Source organism: Winogradskyella psychrotolerans (genome assembly GCF_018860565.1).
Classification (GTDB): Bacteria; Bacteroidota; Bacteroidia; order Flavobacteriales; family Flavobacteriaceae; genus Winogradskyella; species Winogradskyella damuponensis.
On record NZ_JAHKPS010000013.1, the window covers coordinates 33202 to 53476 of the forward strand.

The following is a 20275-nucleotide window of genomic DNA, read 5'->3' on the forward strand; positions in this document are numbered from 1 at the left end:
GAACACCCTAACATAAAAAAGCCCTTGATTACTCAAAGGCTTTGCTTTTATTAAAACATCAGAGATTACTCTTTAATAATCTTTTTCGATTTAAGTTCTCCTATATCATTTTTTACTTTCACAAAATAAACTCCTTTTTCTAATACTGAAATATTTAGATCTATTGCTAAAACTTGTTGCATTTTGCGTGTTAATACCATTTTTCCTAAAATATCAAAAACGGCAATTTCAATATTTGATTGTGTTGATGTAAAACTTAAACTCACCATATCTTTTGAAGGATTAGGAGATAATAAATAATCACTTTTAATACTATTTTCTGATATACTTAAGGGAGCTACAAATTCTGTATTAAACGTATTGGTAATTACAGGTTCATTAAAATCGAAAACAATAGCTGCTGTATTTGGTACAATATCACCGACTTCATAGCCTGCTAATGGTTTTATTTTATAATAAACAAAACCATGACTATTAGGTTCATCAGTAGTTTCATCTGCTAGATTTATATTATAGAAATTCCATGTTAAATTATCAAAATCGCGCTCAATGCCATACGAATGACTAGCGCTTAACATTTGGAAGGTCGTCTTATCTAACTTAGGGTCTAAAGTATTTTCTATGATTACATTTATGGCACTAGCAGTACCTACATTTTGAAACCTAATGGTATAATATAGATAATCGTCTTCCGTAAAACTAACATGTTCAATTTCTGGTCCATGAGACTCATTAATATCATTAGGATCATAAGAACCAATAATAATTTCTGATAAACTAGAAGTGTTATTTTCAATGACCACATCACTTGAAGATGTTGTATACTCTGCAACATTAGTAATCATATCTCCTAAATTAGCAGAAGTCGAGACCAATAAATCAATATAAATCACTTCACTTTCTCCTGGTAGTAAATCCACAAAGTCTAAAGTAAATCCAGTTGCTGTTGGTGTAATGGTATTGCCTGCACTTAATCCTGTTGCTCCTGAATATGCCGCAATAGCATCGTTAGCAAATGTTACACTACCAGAACTTACCGTTGACTCGCCATTATTCTTTACAATTAGCATATTTCTATATGTAAATCCTGGTCTTGGAGCCTGCCAATAAGAAAGTAAATTCACTGAAATATCATCGCAAGTATCTTGTACTATTAAATTCATCTGTGATATTTGAACACATTCAGAGTTTAAACTACTTTCTACTCTAACATAGATCACCTCATTACTCCCTATATAATTATTAGGAGATAAAATAGGGTTGGTATTAGCATCAGCATCAACTAAAGTATTATAATAGCTTATATTATACTGATATGTACTTAAGCCAGACAATACTAAAGTATTTCTGCTCGTTAAATCGAATGCACCAATACCATCAGTATCAGAACCACTTGTAGTATCACAAACGATATAATCTAATTCAGTATTTGGAGTTGGTTCAGAAATTGATAATAATTGAAATTGGATAATACTTTGAGATGGATCGCAATTAAAATTAGTGTTATTTGGGTCATATACCCTTGCATAAATAGTTTGATTAGGCGACAATGCCGTATAATTAGAAGCATTCGTAATTGGATTATTTAGATTATTAGCATCATTATAGCTAACAAAATAATTAACCACTGCGAATTGTTGTCCTCCAATAATTTGAGCATCATTTGTAGTTAAATCAAATACGTTGTCCGTGGCATCAATGGAACAATCTCCCATATTAGGAACCCAATAGGCATATATACTATTCACGTAAATATCTAAAGGTATTATATCTACACACTCCCCATCATTAACCTCAATTCGAAGATAAAGATTATATAAATCATAGCTATAAAAGCTATCAGCACTTAAGTCATTACCTTCTATGGCATCAATCTCATCTTGATAATAACTAAAGGTTATGTTAGATGTATATAGCAACTCGTAATAGTTTTGCAAGTCTTGTATCAAAAAGAAATCACAATCAACAATTAGATATGTGTTTACTGAATTACTTATTGAAATTTTAGTTTGATCTACATGTACACTTCCATCAGACAGTGTTGCTAATACTTTATAGTATCCATATTCAGTACCATCACCTGTTAATGTTAATATTGGGTTAGTTGCACCTGTTATTTCATTACTTGGTATCGTAGAAACATTCAATGAAATGGAATAATACCATTGATAAGTAATATTTGTATCGGTTGTGTTTATTACAGTTCCATCAAGCTCAAGAGAACCAGTATCACATAAATATAAACTAGATGGTAATTCAATGGTTTGTGCCAAAATCTCATTGGTTTGCAACAACAAGATGACACTTAAAAAGAGTAGTGTTTTTTTCATATGATTTTATTTAAAAACGAATATACCCTTTTTAATTTAGTGTTAATCCTTTATTAATTGGCATAAAAAAAATCCGTTAGAAATTCTAGCGGATTTTTTTTTAATTATTAAGTTAACAACTAAGCGTTGTTTTCTTTCTTTATTAAGTTTAAAGCAGAACCTTCGTTATACCAATCAATCTGTGCATCATTGTAGGTATGATTCAACGCTATTACATCTTTACTACCATCTGCATGAACAATTTCTAAATGCAATTGCTTATCAGGTGCAAATTCATTTAAGTCAATAAAGTTGAAGGTATCATCTTCTTGAATTAAATCGTAATCAGCTTCATTAGCAAACGTTAAACCTAACATACCTTGTTTTTTAAGATTTGTTTCGTGAATACGCGCAAAAGATTTTACAATTACAGCAACTACACCTAAATGCCTTGGCTCCATAGCCGCATGTTCTCTTGAAGAACCTTCACCATAATTATGATCACCAACTACAATTGATTTTACTCCTGCAGCTTTATAAGCTCTTGCTGTATCTGGAACACCACCAAACTCACCTGTTAATTGATTTTTAACAAAATTGGTTTTCTTTCCAAATGCATTAACAGCACCAATCAAACAGTTATTAGAAATATTATCTAAATGTCCTCTAAAACGTAACCATGGTCCAGCCATTGAAATGTGATCAGTGGTACATTTTCCAAAAGCTTTTATTAATAATTTAGCTCCTTTAATTTCATTTCCTATAGGTGTAAAAGGAGTTAATAACTCTAATCTTTCAGACGTAGGACTTACAGTAACTTCTACTCCACTACCATCTGCAACTGGTGCTAAATACCCATTGTCTTTTACTTCAAAACCTTTAGGAGGCAATTCCCATCCTGTAGGCTCATCAAACATAACTTCTTCTCCATTTTCGTTAATTAACTTATCCGTCATAGGATTAAAGTCTAAACGTCCTGCAATAGCTATTGCAGCTGTAATTTCTGGTGAAGCCACAAAAGCATGCGTATTTGGATTTCCATCTGCACGTTTAGCAAAGTTTCTGTTAAATGAGTGAACGATACTATTTTTTGGTGCATTTTTAGGGTCGCTATATCTTGCCCATTGTCCAATACATGGACCACAAGCATTGGTGAATATTTTAGCATCTAATTTTTCAAAAATTCCTAAAATACCATCGCGTTCAGCGGTATAACGCACTTGCTCAGAACCAGGATTTATTCCTAATTCAGCTTTCATTTTAATGCCTTTATCTATGGCTTGTTGTGCAATAGATGATGCTCTTGATAAATCTTCATAAGACGAGTTCGTACAAGAACCTATTAATCCCCATTCTACAGCTATAGGCCATTCATTTTCATTTGCAATTTTAGACATATCTTTACCAACTGGTGTTGATAAATCTGGAGTAAATGGTCCATTTAATAAAGGTCCTAATTCAGATAAATCAATATCAATAACTTGGTCAAAATATTGTTCTGGGTTAGCATATACCTCTTCATCAGCAGTTAGGTATGGTCTAATTTTATTAGCTTCATCTGCAACATCAGCTCTATCTGTAGCACGTAAATAACGCTCCATAGAATCATCGTAGCCAAATGTTGAAGTTGTTGCTCCAATCTCAGCTCCCATGTTACAAATTGTTCCTTTTCCCGTACAAGACATAGATGTTGCTCCAGGCCCAAAATATTCTACAATAGCACCTGTTCCACCTTTAGCTGAAACAATACCTGCTACTTTTAAAATGACATCTTTTGGCGCTGTCCAACCAGAAAGTTTCCCTGTTAATCTTACTCCTATCAGTTTTGGAAATTTAAGTTCCCAAGCCATTCCCGCCATAACATCTACAGCATCAGCACCACCAACTCCAATGGCAACCATTCCTAGTCCACCAGCATTTACAGTATGAGAATCAGTACCAATCATCATTCCACCTGGAAATGCATAATTTTCTAATACAACCTGGTGAATAATCCCAGCTCCTGGTTTCCAAAAACCAATACCATACTTATTAGAAACAGATTCCAAGAAATTAAACACTTCACTACTCGTGCTATTGGCATTCTTTAAATCGGTAGCAGCACCATCTTTTGCTTGGATTAAGTGATCACAATGCACTGTAGTTGGTACAGCCACTTTAGGCTTACCTGCTTGCATAAATTGCAATAATGCCATTTGAGCAGTTGCATCTTGGCATGCCACACGGTCTGGAGCAAAATCTACATAATCCTTTCCTCTTGTAAAGGCTGTAGTAGGTTTTCCGTCCCATAAGTGTGAGTATAATATTTTTTCTGAAAGTGTTAATGGTTTACCAACAATGTCTCTAGCAGCATCAACGCGCTCTGTCATGTTAGCGTAAACCTTTTTAATCATATCAATGTCAAAAGCCATATAGTATATTTAAGGTTGATAATTAGTTTGTTTGTGTCACAAATTTACGAATTATAAAGGGTTTTAAAAAATATGTAACAAAATTGGGATTTTGTTGAATTAAATACTAGTTTAATGTGTTTTACTATCAATTCAGCATTTTTAAATATAATTTATTATACATTTAATAATTCTACAGCAACTTAAATATCAAATTAATAATTACGCTTATTTAGAATAATTATGAATTTGTCACTTACCTATATAATCTTCAAAATATTATGTAAATAAAAAACTAATTGAAGTATGTTTTGAGCTTTAAAGTGTCCCTCAAATTAGTGAGAGGTCTTTCAAATAAACGATAAACAAAATATGCGCAAATGAGCGTCAAGCTTAAATACGTTAAGATATAAATTAGAATATCAAATTTAGGTAAGTTATCAGTTGGCAAATTGTATTTCATTAATTGCAAAATAATAGAATAATGTAAAACATAAATAGCATAAGATGTTAAGCTAATAAATGTAATTGGCCTACTTATTAGTTTTGGGGCTTTCTTTAATTCACTTAGCATTGGCAATGCCAATAATATAGCTATTGAATTGAGTGGTAAATACCAAAAGTTCCAAAATGTAGAGTGCGTTTCAATAAATATATACTGTAAAGGAACTGCAATGTTTATAACACCTAAACTTAACACACTTAATCCCAAGGCTATATATTTACTTTGTTTCCAAAATTTTGGCTTTACTATAGAGATATAAGCAGCAAAAACGCCATAATAAATAGCATCTATTCTATAAATCAACACTGCTTTTAAATGGGAATTCCAATGATGCATTGTTTTTACATCATCATTAATTGCATAAAACCATTTAGTTAGTATAAAAATTAAAATAATAAGAAACGTTACACATAAAAACTGTTTCGATTTTGACAACTCTGTCTTTATAAACAGTGTAAAATACAACAATAAAGGCCCTATTATATAGGCAAACTCTTCAATAGACAAACTCCAAGACTCTACAAAAAAAGAAGGCATTTCTGTAGTCAAATTTTGAAGAAATAGAAAATATGTCCAAAGACGATCTGGTAAAGCCAAACCTAAATAAACGGAGATACCTATATTTATAATTAATGCTAAATAATAATTAGGAAGTGTTCTAAACCATCGTCTCACCCAAAAATACGAGACCGATTTAAAATTAAAATTATCAGAGGTATAAAGACGGTAAATAATTTGACCTATAAGGAAGCCACTAAGTACAAAAAATATTTCTACGCCAAGAACTCCTGCAATCCCCATTAAATCTGGAATCACTCCTTGTGCATTTGGTACTATCCAAGATACATGAGAAAAAACAACTAGTACTATTGCCATAGCCCTCATTAGATCTAAACCAAAAACACGTTTTTCACTATGTGCTTGCATAAAATAATAGTACTTTTATTGTGTGAACTCGAAAATACTAAAATATTCAGTTTTATTATTGCTTGTTGCCATAAGTGTTGGTGGAATTTATTATTTAAATCTCCCTAGCAGGCATAAAGCTATTATAAAAACACGTATAAATCACACTTTTGGCTTGGTTGATAACACTTGGAATATCACAAATAAAGACCAAACATTATCGCTTATTACACCAACACTTGTTGTCGATCAGATATACAAATCTATGGAAGGCCCTAAGGTGATGCGCTCCTTTCAAATAGATTCTAAAACGGATGATTTGGTTTGGATAACTTCATTTGAAACCAAGGCCATAAGTACAAACGAAGTCGATGCACTCTCCAACGATTATATATGCCATACAAATATTGATTTTTATGATGGCGAACATTATTCGCGCTGGAATTTAAACGAACGCATTGGACAACACTATCCAAGGTTAACTTCAATGAGCAACGGCATTGAAAAGTATAACTTTCCTGATGGTTTTGGTTTTCCTGTATTTGGAAATGAAAATTTATTTTTATCCACACAAACTCTTAATCATAATATAAAAAGTGATCCGTTTTCTGTAAAACATCAAATCAATTTAGGCTATAAACCGCATAGTAAAACGATGAAACCGCTACAAAGCAAAACGGTTTTTATTATGTTACCTTATAATACAGATAATCCTTTTCAAGGTCCAACCGAAGCCAATCCTAATATGTGCTTACCGGTTGAAACAGGAAACCATAGTTATAGTAACGATGAAGGAGAAAGCCTTTCTGGTCATTGGGTTGTGTTCCCTGGCAAAAAGCGATATAGTTATGATATTACACATCAACTTCAGCTAAAAGACAGCACAACATTGCACCATATTGCTACACATTTACACCCTTATGCTGAGACATTAACTTTAAAAAATAAAACCAAAGACACGGTAATATTTACATCTATTGCTGAAAATTATACTGATAAAACAGGTTTAAAACGTGTGTCGTCTTTTTCGAGTGCAGAAGGTGTAATGTTGTATCCAGATCATGCTTATGAATTGATACTAGAAGTTAATAACACATCTGGAAGCGATCAGGATATGATGGCGAGTATGTTTCTATTTCTATACGACAAAGAAATGCACGAACAATTAAAAGCTTACAAAGTAAACTAATGAAGCAATTACAATTTGTCTTAGTAGCTATAGTACTTATGGGTTGCCAATCGAATGTTGAAGAACTGCCTATTTTAAGCTATAAAATTAACTTTGAAGGCGAAACAGAAACTTATTCTATTAAATATTCTGATTTTAAAGACCAAGACGGATCAGACGTTTCTACTGAAACCATTCAGAACAAAATTATTGTTGCTAATTTCTTTTTTACACGATGCCCAAGTATCTGTCCGCCTATGCGAACAGAACTTATTAAAGTTGCTGAAGAGTTTATAACTAATGATGCTGTTCTACTTATATCTCATACTATAGACCCTAAAAATGACACAATTGAAGTCTTAAAAAACTATTCTGAAGCTACAGCAATACCAAATCATAAATGGTTGTTTGTAACCTCTAGTGAAGAAAACACTAAACATTTAGCCGCTCAATTTATGACAAACTTTAAACCTAACGAGGATGGTACAGACTTCTACCATAGTAGTTACATTGCCATTTTGGATCACAACCAAAACATACGTGGGTTTTATAACAGTTTAATTCCTGAAGAAGTTACCCGTTTAAAGAAAGACATCAAAACGCTTTTGACTTCTATTAATTAAAAGTAGCATTTAAATTCACTCCACAAAAAAAGCCCTTCATTTCTGAAAGGCTTATTACTTTTGGGTGGAAGACCGGGTTCGAACCGGCGACTTTCGGTACCACAAACCGACGCTCTAACCAGCTGAGCTACAACCACCATTTTAAATTGGATTGCAAAGATAATTTATTTGTTATCTCTTGCAAACAGTTTTTGAAATTATTTTAAATCAAATAACGATTCTACGGCCACGTAACGCTCAACTGTATAACTCTCAGCATGTTCCACACCAATTAATCTCCCTAAATTTCTTGCCCTATACTCTACACTATCTGTAAAGTTCTTACTAGATATCGGAGTTTCAGGCTCTTTACTATTAGGATCAAAGAATTGCGTTTTATAAGCTAATACTGATGCTACCTTTTTATCTATAAAACCAGAAATATCAACAACAACATCTGGCTCTAAATCTTTCCACTGTATATAATGGTATACGGCTTTTGGTCGCCAAGCTTCTTGTGCTTGACTTTCATCTTTATAAATGGTTTCAATTTTTTTTAATCCACTAAGAAAACAAGCATCACTAACTAACTGGCTTCCTTTTGGGTGATCAATATGCCTATCATCTATAGCATTACAAATAACTAGCTCTGGTTTGTAATAGCGAATCATTTTAATAAGTTCTAATTGATGTGCTTTATCGTTAACAAAGAAACCATCAGCAAATCGCATATTAATTCTAGATTGTACTCCTAATATTTTAGCAGCATTAAAAGCCTCTTCATCACGTGTTTCGGCTGTTCCTCTGGTCCCTAATTCACCTCTTGTTAAATCTATAATACCTACTTTTTTTCCTTTTGAAACTTCTTTTGCTAAGGTTGCTCCACAGCCTAATTCAACATCATCTGGATGTGCACCAATAGCCAAAATATCTAATTTCATACGTCTTTAAGTTTTTTCTAAGTATCAAAAATATTAAAAAGAAGGTAGATAATCGCTTTCTTTTTAATTCGCAAACGGTTTCGATTGCATAAATCTTTGATTTTCTCAAATTTTAGTGGTCTAAATTGAAAAATCCGCAATACTTCTAAAGTATGACTTTCGTCATGAATATTGCTTCCTATTGACTCTATCTTTACGCTATTATTTAAAGATAACGTCCTTATGACCTTAATGTTAGCCATTCTAATTATTACCATTTCCTTATTCATTTGGGGTAAATTCACACCAGATATTATCGCACTTCTTTCTATGTTAAGCTTGTTTGTCTTTGGAATTTTAGATTTAACAGAAACATTAAGCGGATTTAGTAATCCAACCGTGATTATGATTGCTGCTCTATTTATTATAGGAGAAGGACTCTCTCAAACAGGTTGGACTGCTTTGGCTGGTGAAAAATTTATAAAAATGGCTGGCAAAAGCAAAATGAAGCTTTTATTAATAACAACTTTAGGTTCTGGATTACTATCTGGAGTCGTAAGTAATACTGGTACTGTAGCAACACTAATGCCTGTAACCATAGCATCTGCTTGGAGTATTGGCACCTTACCTTCTAAATTATTAATGCCCGTAGCTTTTGGCTCAAATACTGGTGGTCTGCTAACTTTAACAGGCACTCCTCCAAACATTATTGTAAATAATACAATGCTAGAAAGTGGTTTAGAAGGGTTTTCTTTCTTTGAATTTGGACTTATAGGATTACCGCTATTATTATTAACACTACTCTACTTTAAATATATAGGCTACAGACTTTTGCCTAGCAATAAAACCAATAATAAGCCTGTTAATGTTAGCACTACACTTCACCAATGGATTGAAGCATATAAAGTAGATGGCGACTATTATAGATTGAGAGTAAGATCTGTATCTCCATTCTTAAATACAAAATTAGGGGATTGGAATCTTGAAAAAGATTATGGTATTACCATATTACGTATTAAACGTAGACATCCAAACCGTCTAAAAGGTAATCATCCTTTTATTGAACTTCCGACAGACGACACTGAATTTTTATACCACGATATTATTACTGTTAAAGGTAATACTGAAGCGATTAATACCTTAATGATAAAATTTAGATTAGGTCTCTTACCATTAGAACCTATTGCTAATGAATTACGAAACAACCTCATCAATCAAGAAGTTGGTATGGCAGAGGTTTTGGTAACTCCGCAATCTGCACTTGTAGGACGAAATATAAGTTCAGGGCATTTCTTTGAACGTTACAACGTACAACTTATGGCTGCGTCTAGAAATGCAAAACCTTTAATAGACAGAGAAATTACAGTAAAAGCAGGTGATGCGTTTTTAATTAGAGGACAATGGGGCGCTATTGATGAGTTAAAAAAACACTACGAGCATTTGGTTATTTGTGGTAGTCCTGAAGGTATGGCTAAAACGGTTACAGACCTTACTATTAAATCGTATATCGCATTAGCTGCCTTATTATTAATGATTACATTATTAGTATTTAAAATTGTACCAGGAGCAGTTGCCGCATTAATATCAGCTGGCCTAATAATGATTACCGGTTGTGTCCCAATGGTAAAAGCTTACAAAGGTATAAGTTGGATAAGCGTTGTAATGATTGCAGCTATGATACCAATGGGAATTGCATTACAAAAAACGGGTACAGCAGAACTGATTGCTAACGGTTTGGTCGCTTCATTAGGAAGCTTACACCCTGTCGTTTTATTAGGAGGTGTGTTTTTACTCACTACAACTTTTAGTCAAGTTATTAATAACTCAGCCACAGCAGTATTAATGGCACCTATTGTAATTATTGCAGCAAACACGCTTAACATCTCTGCAGCTCCTTTTATGATTGTAGTAGCGATTAGTGCTTCAACCGCATTTTTAACACCAGTAGGCACAACGACAAATGCTATGGTAATGACTGCAGGTGGTTATAAATTTATGGATTACTTAAAAGTAGGTGCACCATTGCTTCTACTCTTCTTAATAACCTCTTTACTATTAGTGCCATTAATTTGGCCATTTTAAAAGGAACGTGGAATTAAAAAATTATAAATCATGGAAACTTTATTAAACAATTCAAGTATGAAAACTAGAGACCTTACTAAATATGGACTTAAGGACACCAAAGCTCATTGGAATCTTTCTCCTAAAAAACTACAAGCCATTACTATTGAAAAAGGAATGGGAAAAGAAACTGCGAACGGCACTTTAGCTGTAAATACAGGAAAATTCACAGGACGTTCACCTCAAGATCGTTTTATAGTACGAGATGAATATACTGTAGATAAAGTTTGGTGGGGAAAAACGAACAAAGCAATTTCCCCAGATAATTTTGATAAACTACAATCTGAAATCACTAACTATTTAAGCGGCAAAGAAATTTATGTTAGAGATGCTTACGTATGTGCTGATCCAGAATATAAAACTAATGTAAGAACTGTAACAGAATATCCATGGTCTAACATGTTTACATATAATATGTTTTTAAGATCTGATGAATCTGAATTAGAAAATTTTGAAGAAGAATGGTTAGTACTTTGCGCACCAGGATATGAAGCACCAGATCCTAAAGCCGTTGGATTACGTCAAGGAAATTTTTCAATTCTTAATTTTACTAAGAAAATTGCTTTAATTGGTGGCTCTGCTTATACAGGTGAAATTAAAAAAGGTATTTTTTCTTCATTAAACTTTATTCTTCCGGTTGAAAAAAACGTTTTACCAATGCACTGTTCTGCTAATGTTGGCGAAGATGGAGACACAGCTATTTTCTTTGGTTTATCTGGTACAGGTAAAACAACCTTATCTGCCGATCCAAACCGAAAATTAATTGGTGATGATGAGCATGGTTGGACAGCAGAAAACAATATCTTCAATTTTGAAGGTGGTTGTTATGCAAAAGTGATTGACTTAACTGAAGAAAAAGAACCCGATATTTTTAGAGCCATTAGACCAGGTGCAATTCTTGAAAATGTCATCTTCAAAGACAATGGAGAAGTTGATTATATGGACAGTAGCATTACACAAAACACACGCGTAAGTTATCCTATTTATCATATAGATAATATTCAAAAGCCATCTTATGCTGGTAATCCTACCAATATTTTCTTCTTAACAGCTGATGCTTTTGGTGTATTGCCACCGGTTTCAAAATTAACACCAGGCCAAGCGGCTTACCATTTTATTTCTGGTTACACCGCCAAGGTAGCAGGTACAGAAGCTGGTATTACAGAGCCTGTACCATCTTTCTCTGCATGTTTTGGAGAACCATTTATGCCATTACACCCAACAGTTTATGCTGAAATGTTAAGTAAAAAAATGCAAGATGCAGGTGTCAACGTTTGGCTAATTAATACGGGTTGGAGCGCAGGACCTTATGGAGTTGGTTCTCGTATAAAACTAAAATATACAAGAGCTATGATTACGGCGATTCTTGAAGGAAAATTAGATAATGTAGATTTCGAACAACATCCAATATTTGGTTTATTTATGCCAAAATCATGTCCTAATGTACCTGACGACATATTAGACCCAATGAATACTTGGGAAAATAAAGGCCAGTATGTTAGTAAATCTATTCAACTTGCACATTCTTTCCATTTGAATTTTGAAAAATTTGCAAGTGAAGCATCTCAACAAATCATTGAAGGTGGTCCATTAATTGATGAACACCATCATTTAAACGACCATATTTAATAATTCCATGACTGAAAAGAGCCCAGAAATGGGCTCTTTTTCTTATACAGTCTATTATGAAAAACACCCTATACATCGTATTCGCTTTCATTATATTTCAAGCGCAATTGCATGCACAAAACACAGGAGAAAATAAATTAGGATCTTGGTATGAAGTGACGTCATCTAACAAAATAAGTGATAAATTCAGCGTAAGCGGCTCATTCACTAATTGGAACTATGAATTACCCGCTAATAAAGCACACTTACTTTTAGGAATCATAGGGCTGAATTATCATTTTAACCCAAAATTATCCATTGGTTTAAGCTATGCTTATGGTGATATTGATTCATCATTTGAAGTCAATGATATTCCCCATACCAGAGACAATAGAATAATTGAACAGTTAGTCTTTAATCATAAAGCAAACACTATTGGTTTTTCTCATAGGTTAAGATTAGAACAACGGTTCTTAGCATATCCTACAGAAAACCTATTAAAACATAGAATACGTTATCGATTTAAAATTAAAATACCACTAAATAACATGCTCTTTATTTCATCCTATGATGAAATTCATTTCAATTTAAACGCTTTTGATTTTCAACAAAATAGAGCTTTTATGGGGCTGGGTATTTTAATAACCAACACTATAAATACCGAAATAGGTTACGCAAGACATTCATTTAAAACTAAAAACTTCAACAGACTGTCTCTACAACTAAATTTAAAATGTGATTTTAGACAAAAAACACTTTAAATATTAGTGCTTTGTACTATTTATAGCTTGTTCTATATCACGTTTTAAATCCTTTACATCTTCTATACCTACAGAAAATCGAATTAACTGATTGCTAAGTCCAATAGCATCACGTTCATCTTGAGTTAATAATGCGTGAGATGTTAAATGCGGTGATAACACAGTACTCTCAACACCAGCCAAACTCATAGACGATTTAATAAGCTTGAGTTCTTTTTGAAATTGTTGCGAATCGATGCCATCTATCAATTCAAAAGACAACATAGCTCCAAAACCTTTCATTTGTGACCTGGCTAACTTGTAATCTGGATGCGACTTTAATCCTGGATAATAAACCTTTAAAACCTTTGGATGTTTTTCTAACCATTTGGCCAACTTCATAGCATTTTTGGTTTGTGCTTTTACACGCAGCCCTAAAGTTTTCATACTACGTTCTAACATCCAAACAGTCATATCACTTAGACTTCCACCAAGATTCTTGCCTACATTCCATATGCGTTCCATATGCTCATTAGAGCTTGCTACAGCACCAGCCAAAATATCGCTATGACCTCCAAAGTATTTGGTTGCAGAATGCATTACCATATCAATACCTAAGTCTATAGGATTTTGATTTACTGGTGAAGCAAAGGTATTGTCAATAGAGGTTAAAATACCTTTAGATTTACCCAGTTTTGCAATCGCTTTAATATCTGTAATAGTCATTAAAGGGTTGGAAGGTGTTTCAATGTGAATCAATTTTGTGTTCGGTTGAATAGCTGCTTTAAAATCTTCAACTTGATACCCATTGGTAAAGGTGTATTCTATACCATATTTAGGAAATTCTTCTTTTATAAAATTTAAGGTTCCACCATATAACGTATTCTGAACTACCAAATGATCTCCTTGTCGTAAAAAGGCTAAAAACATTGTACTAATTGCTGCCATACCAGAACCAAAAATCATAGCCGATTCTGTATGTTCTAAAGCCGCAATTTTTTGAGCTAAATAGTCTTGATTAGGAGTATTAAAATACCGAGGATATCGTTTGACATCCACATCTAAAAACTCATAAGATGTACTTAAATATATAGGAGATACTGCTCCTTTAAATTGTTCGTCCTTAACTTCACCTGTATGTGTGCAAATGGTATTTAAGCCTCGTTTATTTTTAGTCATAATTATGTTTCTAAGAGATGTAAATTTAATAAAAATGGATGCAACTCATTAGAGAACTCTCAACAAAAAAAATGGGTTGATAAATACTCATATCTATCAACCAATTTTAAAACAAATTTTTAAAGCTTTTACTTATTACTTATAATGCTTTTTATATTTCATATAAGACAAAACCCCTAGTAATGCAATGACACCAAGCGTTATTGCAATAAACTGAAAGCTTAATATTTGATCACCACTTGCATACGAATGCAATCCTGCAAGATAGAAATTAACCCCAAAATACGTCATTAGAATACTTCCAAAGGCTATAATTGACATTAAATTGTAAATCCATTTACCTCTTAATCCAGGAACTAAACGCATGTGAATAACAAAGGCATAAATCATAATGCTAATAAGTGCCCAAGTTTCTTTTGGATCCCAACCCCAATAACGTCCCCAACTTTCATTGGCCCACATTCCGCCAAGGAAGTTTCCAATAGTTAACAATACTAAACCAACCGTTAGTGCCATTTCGTTGATTATGGCTAACTCTTTAATATTAATGAGCATTCTATCCTTATTCGCTTTGTTGGTAAAAATCATTAAGACTAATGAAACCACACCTAAAATCATTCCTAAGGTAAACGGTCCGTAACTTGCAACGATTACAGAAACATGTATCATTAACCAATACCCTTGTAATACAGGTTGAAGATTTGCAATAGCTGGATCCATCCAATTCCAATGTGCAATCATTAATATCATAGATGTTACAAAAGCTCCAGCTGCAACAGTTAAACTAGATGTCGTAAATTTTCCTAAAATTGACTTAGAGGTTCCTGTACTATCTTTTTTCTTAGTAACACCTACAATAAATCCAAACAACATGGTAGACCAAGCGACATAAATCATGGACTCATAAGCATCACTCCAAGGTGCATGACCTGACAAATACCATCTCCAGATTAAACCTAAAGTATGCATCACAAACAACAATACTATAACACCTAGCAATACATTTATTGCAACCTTAAGGCCTTTACTTTGGTACTTAAAAATCTGAATAATAATTAAAACAAATAATAATGTACCAGCATACATGTACCAGCTAAAGAGTTGTCTAAATACATCGTAATCGTTATACAGAATTTCGGAATTAATTTTTTCGTCAGATAACATGACTTCACTTCCAAAACGTTGTTGTGTTTTTTTAATGCCTTCTAGTAATTCTTCTGCTTTAGAATAATCTCCAGTTTGTTTGGCATTATTTAAAGTGACTAAATACGCACTAAAGCCATTATTTATAAAATTACCGTAAAGCGTATCTTCAATTTTTTCTCTATAGTTTTGCTCTCTAAACTCTAAAGAAGAAATCCATTTATTATTATCATCATTAGGAACAGGAAATATTTTAATAGACCTTCCTTCTATAGCATTATATAATAAATTAACTCTAGAATCTGCCTCTTTTACTTCTTTTTGAAAGCCATTAGGCACTTGTGTTTTGTAAGCTTCTTCTAAATAAGGTGCTAGTTTATACCTACCTTCTGGCGTAAAATAATCTACTAATCTCGAATATTCTTCACCATAATCAATACCTATTATTGACCGTATTGAATCTGCTTTTCTTGGTTTCAAATAAATGATTGGCACATTATACCAAAGCATAGGACTTTCTTGAATAGATAAAAAGACTTGGTCTGCATCAAATTCTTCATAAACATCACTTTTACTTAATTTACGAAGCATCTCTGAAGCATAGGTATGCATTGGCATCATACGACCACTATAATCCTGAACGACCATTTTAGAAAACTTCGCGGCATGTTCTTTTGGTGTAATATGCACTCTAAGTATTGAGTCTATCTGTGCTTTATCTGTTTTCTTTTGGTGGTTATGACCATCATCTTCTGAATGCACTTGAGCAAAACCAGAGAAACTAATTAAAAGCAAAATCATGGTCATCATTTTTGCTTTCTTCTCTTTTAATTTAGCTAGTCTTTTTCGGATATCATCAAAACGCGTGTTCTTTACAAATAAAATAGCCATCATTGATAAATACAATAATATATAACCTGCATAAGTAATGTATGTTCCCCAAAAATCATGATTTACAGAAAGGACTGTTCCTTTTTCATCGGGATGAAAACTCGCCTGAAAAAAACGATAACCTTTATGATCTAAAACATGATTCATGTATATATGGTAATCAAAATCTCCGTCTTCTTTATCAAACACAGTTATTTTACTTTCATAAGAAGAATAGGCTTTTTCCGTACCTGGATATTTTTCAGCAATAAAATCATTAAGTTTAATTTCGAATGGTAGTTTTAACAACTTAGGGCCATATTGTAATGCTATTTCTAAACCACCTACTTTAAATTCTTTCAAAGCGGTATAATTACCAGGACCACCTAAAATACCTACTTTTTTAGTATCCCCATTTGCGGTTACACTTAAGACTAGGCCATCTGGATCTGCATTACTTTTTAGAAGCTCCGGCTTTTTTACAACTCCAAAATCACCTTTTACAATAGGTTTTGGCAATACAAACTGCATGTTACCAATAATATATCTAGACCTTAGGATTAAAGGCTGTAAACTATCTTTAATTAACTTACCTGTAGCACGAGTTGCCATAGTCATGTATTCCCCATCGTAAGGAGAGTTAATGAAAAGCCCATCTTCCGTTTCTGTAATATTAATAGCTCCTTCTTGAAACTTATTTAAAGACACTAAAACATTGTGAATATTAGCTACTGTACCATCCTCTAAAAAGTGATTATGAGCTCCGCTATCGCCTGCCTCTACAACTTTTAAATAGCGTTTTCCAGTTTCATTAGGAATGATATCTTCCTCTGCGCCAGGAATAAATTCCTCGAGTTTAACGGTTACTTCGGTATCACCATAATCAAAGGTTTTTTCAAAATCATTATCTAATCGTGGAGAAAAATCGACTTCTTCTTCTATTCTTCGTTGTTGTAATTGGCCATTAATTTTATAATCACCAATAATTCGTCCTCCTATATATGTTTTTTGAGAGAAAAACTCACTTTCTGTTTCGCCTTCTCTTATTGGCATCATACCTTCAAATCCTATATAACGTGTCACAAAAGCACCGAACAAGATAAGTATGAAGGATAAGTGCAAAATTAAAGTGGCCCACTTTTCTTTTTTATGCAAACGGAATCTGAAAATATTACCTATAAAATTAATTACAAAAAACACCATTATGGCTTCAAACCACCATGCATTATATATTAGCGTTCTTGTGTATGGTGTTGGCGATGTATCCATGTTTCTATCTAGAATAGTACCAACTGCCATTGCAACAGCAAAGGCAATAAATAAAAACGCAGTAAGTTTAGTGGAGAATAGGAAATTAGCGATCTTCTTTTGCATAACTATAGGCTTTTTAAGCTCGCGCAAAGATAGGATATTTTAGTGATTTGGAAATGAGATTAAAATACTAAAACATGTTAAATTTATACATATTTACAAACCTAATTCCTTATGTTAGATTTAAGCATTCTATTTTGCTCTTCCATTAATTCTTTTAAATCTGACAAGAGCTGAATATCCTTTGGTGTCACCACTGTTTTATCTTTAGCATCATGGGCTTTATTTCTAAGTCTATTCATAAACTTTACAATTATAAAAACCGTAAATCCAATGATTAAGAAATCTAAAAACACTTCAGATAATTTTCCATAAGCTATAGCAACTTCACTAGTCATAATCTCACCAGAAGCACTATTTATAGCCTCTCGTAACACTAATTTCTTATCACCAAAATTAACTCCGTCTGTCAATAAGGATAAAGGTGGTAAAATAACCTGCTTTGCTAAAACATCTATAACTTTATTAAAGGCCGCACCAATGATGATACCTATTGCCATATCCATCATATTTCCTTTAACTGCAAATTCCTTAAATTCTCTAATCAGTTTCATCTGTGTTTTGTTTTAGATTTTAAAACACAAATTTATGAAGATGCCTATAAAAAATTAGGCCTTTCTTGCAGCAAAAATATTCATATACATAAAGGTACCCATTTTACGTGCTCTACGTTTAGCATTTTCGGCATAGTCGCCTTCAAACAACTCATCTATAGTTTGAAACCAAAGATTTAACCATAAGCCAAAGTGCAACTCGGTAATACTATGATTAAATGCAGCATCAACTTTAACATGTGCTTCTAATGGATTACCATAATATTTAGTTTTTAGGAATAAACTCGATTCCCAAAATGTGGTTAAATGTTCTAAATGTTCGTCCCAATTTTTAATAGTTTCATTGAAAAATGGTCCTAATTTTTCATCTTTTCTTACCTTTTCGTAAAATTTTGATACCAATAGAAAAACATCTTCTCTATTTTTTATGTCTGATTTACCCATAGAAATTAACATTTACAATCTACTAAATAGACTCATTCTTTTAATGTTACCCAAAGTTATTCTTTTAATCCCATTCTAGTGATTCTAAAATAAGAAATCTTAGTATTTTTACAGCATGATATCAGTTGTATTACTAGGTGCTGGCAACGTAGCCACACATTTATATAAAGCCTTTTTAAAATCTGAAACCGTTTCAGTTGTCCAATGGTATAACCGTACGCGAGCATCAATTTCGTCTTACGCTAATGATGTTGATATTACAGACTCGCTAGACGAATTAAAGGAAGCCGACATTTACATTATTGCTGTTAGCGATGATAGCATTTCACAATTGTCTTCTGATTTACCATTTTCTAATCGTATGGTGGTTCATACCTCAGGAAGTGTTGCCATGCACGATTTAGATAAAAAGAATAAGATTGGTGTTTTTTACCCTTTACAAACTTTTTCTAAAACGGCTGAAATAGAATTTTCGGAAGTTCCTATTTGTGTAGAAGTTTACGAAAAGGAAAATCTTACACTATTAAAAGATTTAGCCAAAGCAGTAGGTTGCAAACCTCATAAGATTACAACCGAACAACGACAAACACTTCATTTGGCAGCTGTTTTTGTTAATAATTTCACCAACCAACTCTACAGAATTGGTCATGAAATCTGCGAAACTAAAAATATAGAATTTAAAATATTGCACCCTTTAATTGAAGAAACGGCAAAGAAAATTCAACAAATGTCTCCCTATATGGCACAAACAGGACCTGCCAAACGAAATGATAAAAAAACAATAAAGCGGCAACTAAAACTGATTGAAAAAGAAGAACACGAAGCCATTTATAAATTACTGACAGCTTCTATAAAAAAGACGCATAATCTAACCTCTAGACCAGTAACAAAAAAATAAATAAACCAATGAACGACGATAAAAGTTACAAAGAATATTTAGCAGACATTACCACCTTTATTTTTGATGTTGATGGTGTCCTAACCGATGGTACAATCACAGTAACCACAGAAGGCGAAATGTTAAGAACTATGAATATTAAAGACGGGTTTGCGCTAAAAACAGCAATTGATGCCCAATTTAATCTTTGTATTATTTCTGGAGGCTCTAACGAAGGTGTAAGAAAACGTTTGGCTGGATTAGGTATTAAAGACATCTTTTTAGGAGCTCATAATAAAATTGAACAACTCTATTCGTATTTAGATCAACACAATATTTCAAAATCACAAGTGTTGTATATGGGAGACGATATTCCAGATTATCCCGTAATGAAATTAGTTGGTTTGCCGTGTTGTCCGCAAGATGCTGTTCCAGAAATTAAAGCCATTTCAAAATATATTTCACATAAAAATGGAGGAAAAGGTGCTGTAAGAGATGTGATTGAGCAAGTCCTAAAAGTACAAGGCAAATGGAATGGAAATTTTAATGCAAAATATGACTAAAGCAT

General features: G+C 33.0%; 15 protein-coding genes and 1 tRNA gene. 7 read left to right on the forward strand and 9 right to left on the reverse strand.

Going from position 1 to position 20275, the window contains the following annotated elements; all coding sequences use genetic code 11:
* Positions 1-65: 65 nt before the first annotated feature.
* From KO504_RS04690 to KO504_RS04700, 3 genes are all read right to left on the reverse strand, one after another.
* Positions 66-2330 carry a T9SS type A sorting domain-containing protein gene (locus KO504_RS04690; RefSeq protein ID WP_215925175.1) on the reverse strand — a complete coding sequence of 755 codons (2265 nt, stop codon included), beginning with the start codon at positions 2328-2330 and terminating at the stop codon, positions 66-68.
* A gap of 119 nt (positions 2331-2449) precedes the next feature.
* Positions 2450-4720 carry an aconitate hydratase gene (locus KO504_RS04695; protein ID WP_215925176.1) on the reverse strand — a complete coding sequence of 757 codons (2271 nt, stop codon included), beginning with the start codon at positions 4718-4720 and terminating at the stop codon, positions 2450-2452.
* 274 nt (positions 4721-4994) lie between these two features.
* Positions 4995-6131: an acyltransferase family protein gene (locus KO504_RS04700; protein WP_215925177.1), complete on the reverse strand. Its 1137-nt coding sequence runs from the start codon at positions 6129-6131 to the stop codon at positions 4995-4997.
* A gap of 58 nt (positions 6132-6189) precedes the next feature.
* Here KO504_RS04700 and KO504_RS04705 point away from each other — a divergent pair, with 58 nt between their 5' ends.
* A complete protein-coding gene (locus tag KO504_RS04705; RefSeq protein WP_215925178.1) occupies positions 6190-7299 on the forward strand; it encodes a hypothetical protein in 1110 nt (369 codons plus the stop codon).
* Positions 7299-7901 carry an SCO family protein gene (locus KO504_RS04710; RefSeq protein WP_215925179.1) on the forward strand — a complete coding sequence of 201 codons (603 nt, stop codon included), beginning with the start codon at positions 7299-7301 and terminating at the stop codon, positions 7899-7901. The genes KO504_RS04705 and KO504_RS04710 overlap by 1 nt, the downstream gene beginning before the upstream one ends.
* A gap of 62 nt (positions 7902-7963) precedes the next feature.
* Here the strand turns inward: KO504_RS04710 and KO504_RS04715 are convergent.
* Positions 7964-8039 (reverse strand) — tRNA-His (locus KO504_RS04715).
* A 59-nt stretch (positions 8040-8098) separates the two neighbouring features.
* Positions 8099-8821, reverse strand: a complete 723-nt coding sequence (gene bshB1, locus KO504_RS04720; protein ID WP_215925180.1) for a bacillithiol biosynthesis deacetylase BshB1 — start codon at positions 8819-8821, stop codon at positions 8099-8101.
* A gap of 222 nt (positions 8822-9043) precedes the next feature.
* On the opposite strand from bshB1, the gene KO504_RS04725 reads away from it, so the two are divergent.
* From KO504_RS04725 to KO504_RS04735, 3 genes are read left to right on the forward strand one after another with little or no spacing between them, the layout of a single operon-like run.
* Positions 9044-10882, forward strand: coding sequence for an SLC13 family permease (locus KO504_RS04725; protein ID WP_215925181.1), 1839 nt, complete (start codon positions 9044-9046; stop codon positions 10880-10882).
* A gap of 30 nt (positions 10883-10912) precedes the next feature.
* The gene (pckA, locus tag KO504_RS04730; RefSeq protein WP_215925182.1) at positions 10913-12550 is read left to right on the forward strand and encodes a phosphoenolpyruvate carboxykinase (ATP); all 1638 of its coding nucleotides are present in this window, start codon (positions 10913-10915) and stop codon (positions 12548-12550) included.
* Positions 12551-12606: 56 nt separating this feature from the next.
* Positions 12607-13290 carry a DUF2490 domain-containing protein gene (locus KO504_RS04735; RefSeq protein WP_215925183.1) on the forward strand — a complete coding sequence of 228 codons (684 nt, stop codon included), beginning with the start codon at positions 12607-12609 and terminating at the stop codon, positions 13288-13290.
* A gap of 3 nt (positions 13291-13293) precedes the next feature.
* On the opposite strand, the gene KO504_RS04740 is transcribed toward KO504_RS04735, so the two are convergent.
* The 4 genes from KO504_RS04740 to KO504_RS04755 form a co-directional block, all read right to left on the reverse strand.
* Positions 13294-14448, reverse strand: a complete 1155-nt coding sequence (locus KO504_RS04740) for a trans-sulfuration enzyme family protein (protein ID WP_215925184.1) — start codon at positions 14446-14448, stop codon at positions 13294-13296.
* A gap of 135 nt (positions 14449-14583) precedes the next feature.
* Positions 14584-17835 carry a cytochrome c biogenesis protein CcsA gene (gene ccsA / locus KO504_RS04745; RefSeq protein ID WP_215925185.1) on the reverse strand — a complete coding sequence of 1084 codons (3252 nt, stop codon included), beginning with the start codon at positions 17833-17835 and terminating at the stop codon, positions 14584-14586.
* 101 nt (positions 17836-17936) lie between these two features.
* The gene (gene mscL / locus KO504_RS04750; RefSeq protein ID WP_215925186.1) at positions 17937-18386 is read right to left on the reverse strand and encodes a large conductance mechanosensitive channel protein MscL; all 450 of its coding nucleotides are present in this window, start codon (positions 18384-18386) and stop codon (positions 17937-17939) included.
* A gap of 54 nt (positions 18387-18440) precedes the next feature.
* Entirely contained in the window at positions 18441-18830 is a 390-nt protein-coding gene (locus tag KO504_RS04755; protein ID WP_215925187.1) for a group III truncated hemoglobin, read from the reverse strand.
* Positions 18831-18945: 115 nt separating this feature from the next.
* Here KO504_RS04755 and KO504_RS04760 point away from each other — a divergent pair, with 115 nt between their 5' ends.
* Both KO504_RS04760 and KO504_RS04765 read left to right on the forward strand, forming a co-directional pair.
* Positions 18946-19728 (forward strand): Rossmann-like and DUF2520 domain-containing protein, encoded by a 783-nt coding sequence (locus KO504_RS04760; protein WP_215925188.1) that lies wholly within the window; start codon positions 18946-18948, stop codon positions 19726-19728.
* Between the two features lie 8 nt (positions 19729-19736).
* Positions 19737-20270, forward strand: coding sequence for a KdsC family phosphatase (locus KO504_RS04765; protein ID WP_215925189.1), 534 nt, complete (start codon positions 19737-19739; stop codon positions 20268-20270).
* Positions 20271-20275: the final 5 nt, after the last annotated feature.

What these genes read in the sequence shown, in the direction of transcription:
- KO504_RS04725 (WP_215925181.1), top strand. Translation starts at nt 9,044, where the DNA reads ATGACCTTAATGTTAGCCATTCTAATTATTACCATTTCCTTATTCATT.
- KO504_RS04700 (WP_215925177.1), bottom strand. Translation starts at nt 6,131, where the DNA reads ATGCAAGCACATAGTGAAAAACGTGTTTTTGGTTTAGATCTAATGAGG.
- KO504_RS04690 (WP_215925175.1), bottom strand. Translation starts at nt 2,330, where the DNA reads ATGAAAAAAACACTACTCTTTTTAAGTGTCATCTTGTTGTTGCAAACC.
- KO504_RS04710 (WP_215925179.1), top strand. Translation starts at nt 7,299, where the DNA reads ATGAAGCAATTACAATTTGTCTTAGTAGCTATAGTACTTATGGGTTGC.
- KO504_RS04755 (WP_215925187.1), bottom strand. Translation starts at nt 18,830, where the DNA reads ATGGGTAAATCAGACATAAAAAATAGAGAAGATGTTTTTCTATTGGTA.
- KO504_RS04765 (WP_215925189.1), top strand. Translation starts at nt 19,737, where the DNA reads ATGAACGACGATAAAAGTTACAAAGAATATTTAGCAGACATTACCACC.
- bshB1 (WP_215925180.1), bottom strand. Translation starts at nt 8,821, where the DNA reads ATGAAATTAGATATTTTGGCTATTGGTGCACATCCAGATGATGTTGAA.
- KO504_RS04695 (WP_215925176.1), bottom strand. Translation starts at nt 4,720, where the DNA reads ATGGCTTTTGACATTGATATGATTAAAAAGGTTTACGCTAACATGACA.
- KO504_RS04760 (WP_215925188.1), top strand. Translation starts at nt 18,946, where the DNA reads ATGATATCAGTTGTATTACTAGGTGCTGGCAACGTAGCCACACATTTA.
- KO504_RS04740 (WP_215925184.1), bottom strand. Translation starts at nt 14,448, where the DNA reads ATGACTAAAAATAAACGAGGCTTAAATACCATTTGCACACATACAGGT.
- pckA (WP_215925182.1), top strand. Translation starts at nt 10,913, where the DNA reads ATGGAAACTTTATTAAACAATTCAAGTATGAAAACTAGAGACCTTACT.
- ccsA (WP_215925185.1), bottom strand. Translation starts at nt 17,835, where the DNA reads ATGCAAAAGAAGATCGCTAATTTCCTATTCTCCACTAAACTTACTGCG.
- KO504_RS04735 (WP_215925183.1), top strand. Translation starts at nt 12,607, where the DNA reads ATGAAAAACACCCTATACATCGTATTCGCTTTCATTATATTTCAAGCG.
- mscL (WP_215925186.1), bottom strand. Translation starts at nt 18,386, where the DNA reads ATGAAACTGATTAGAGAATTTAAGGAATTTGCAGTTAAAGGAAATATG.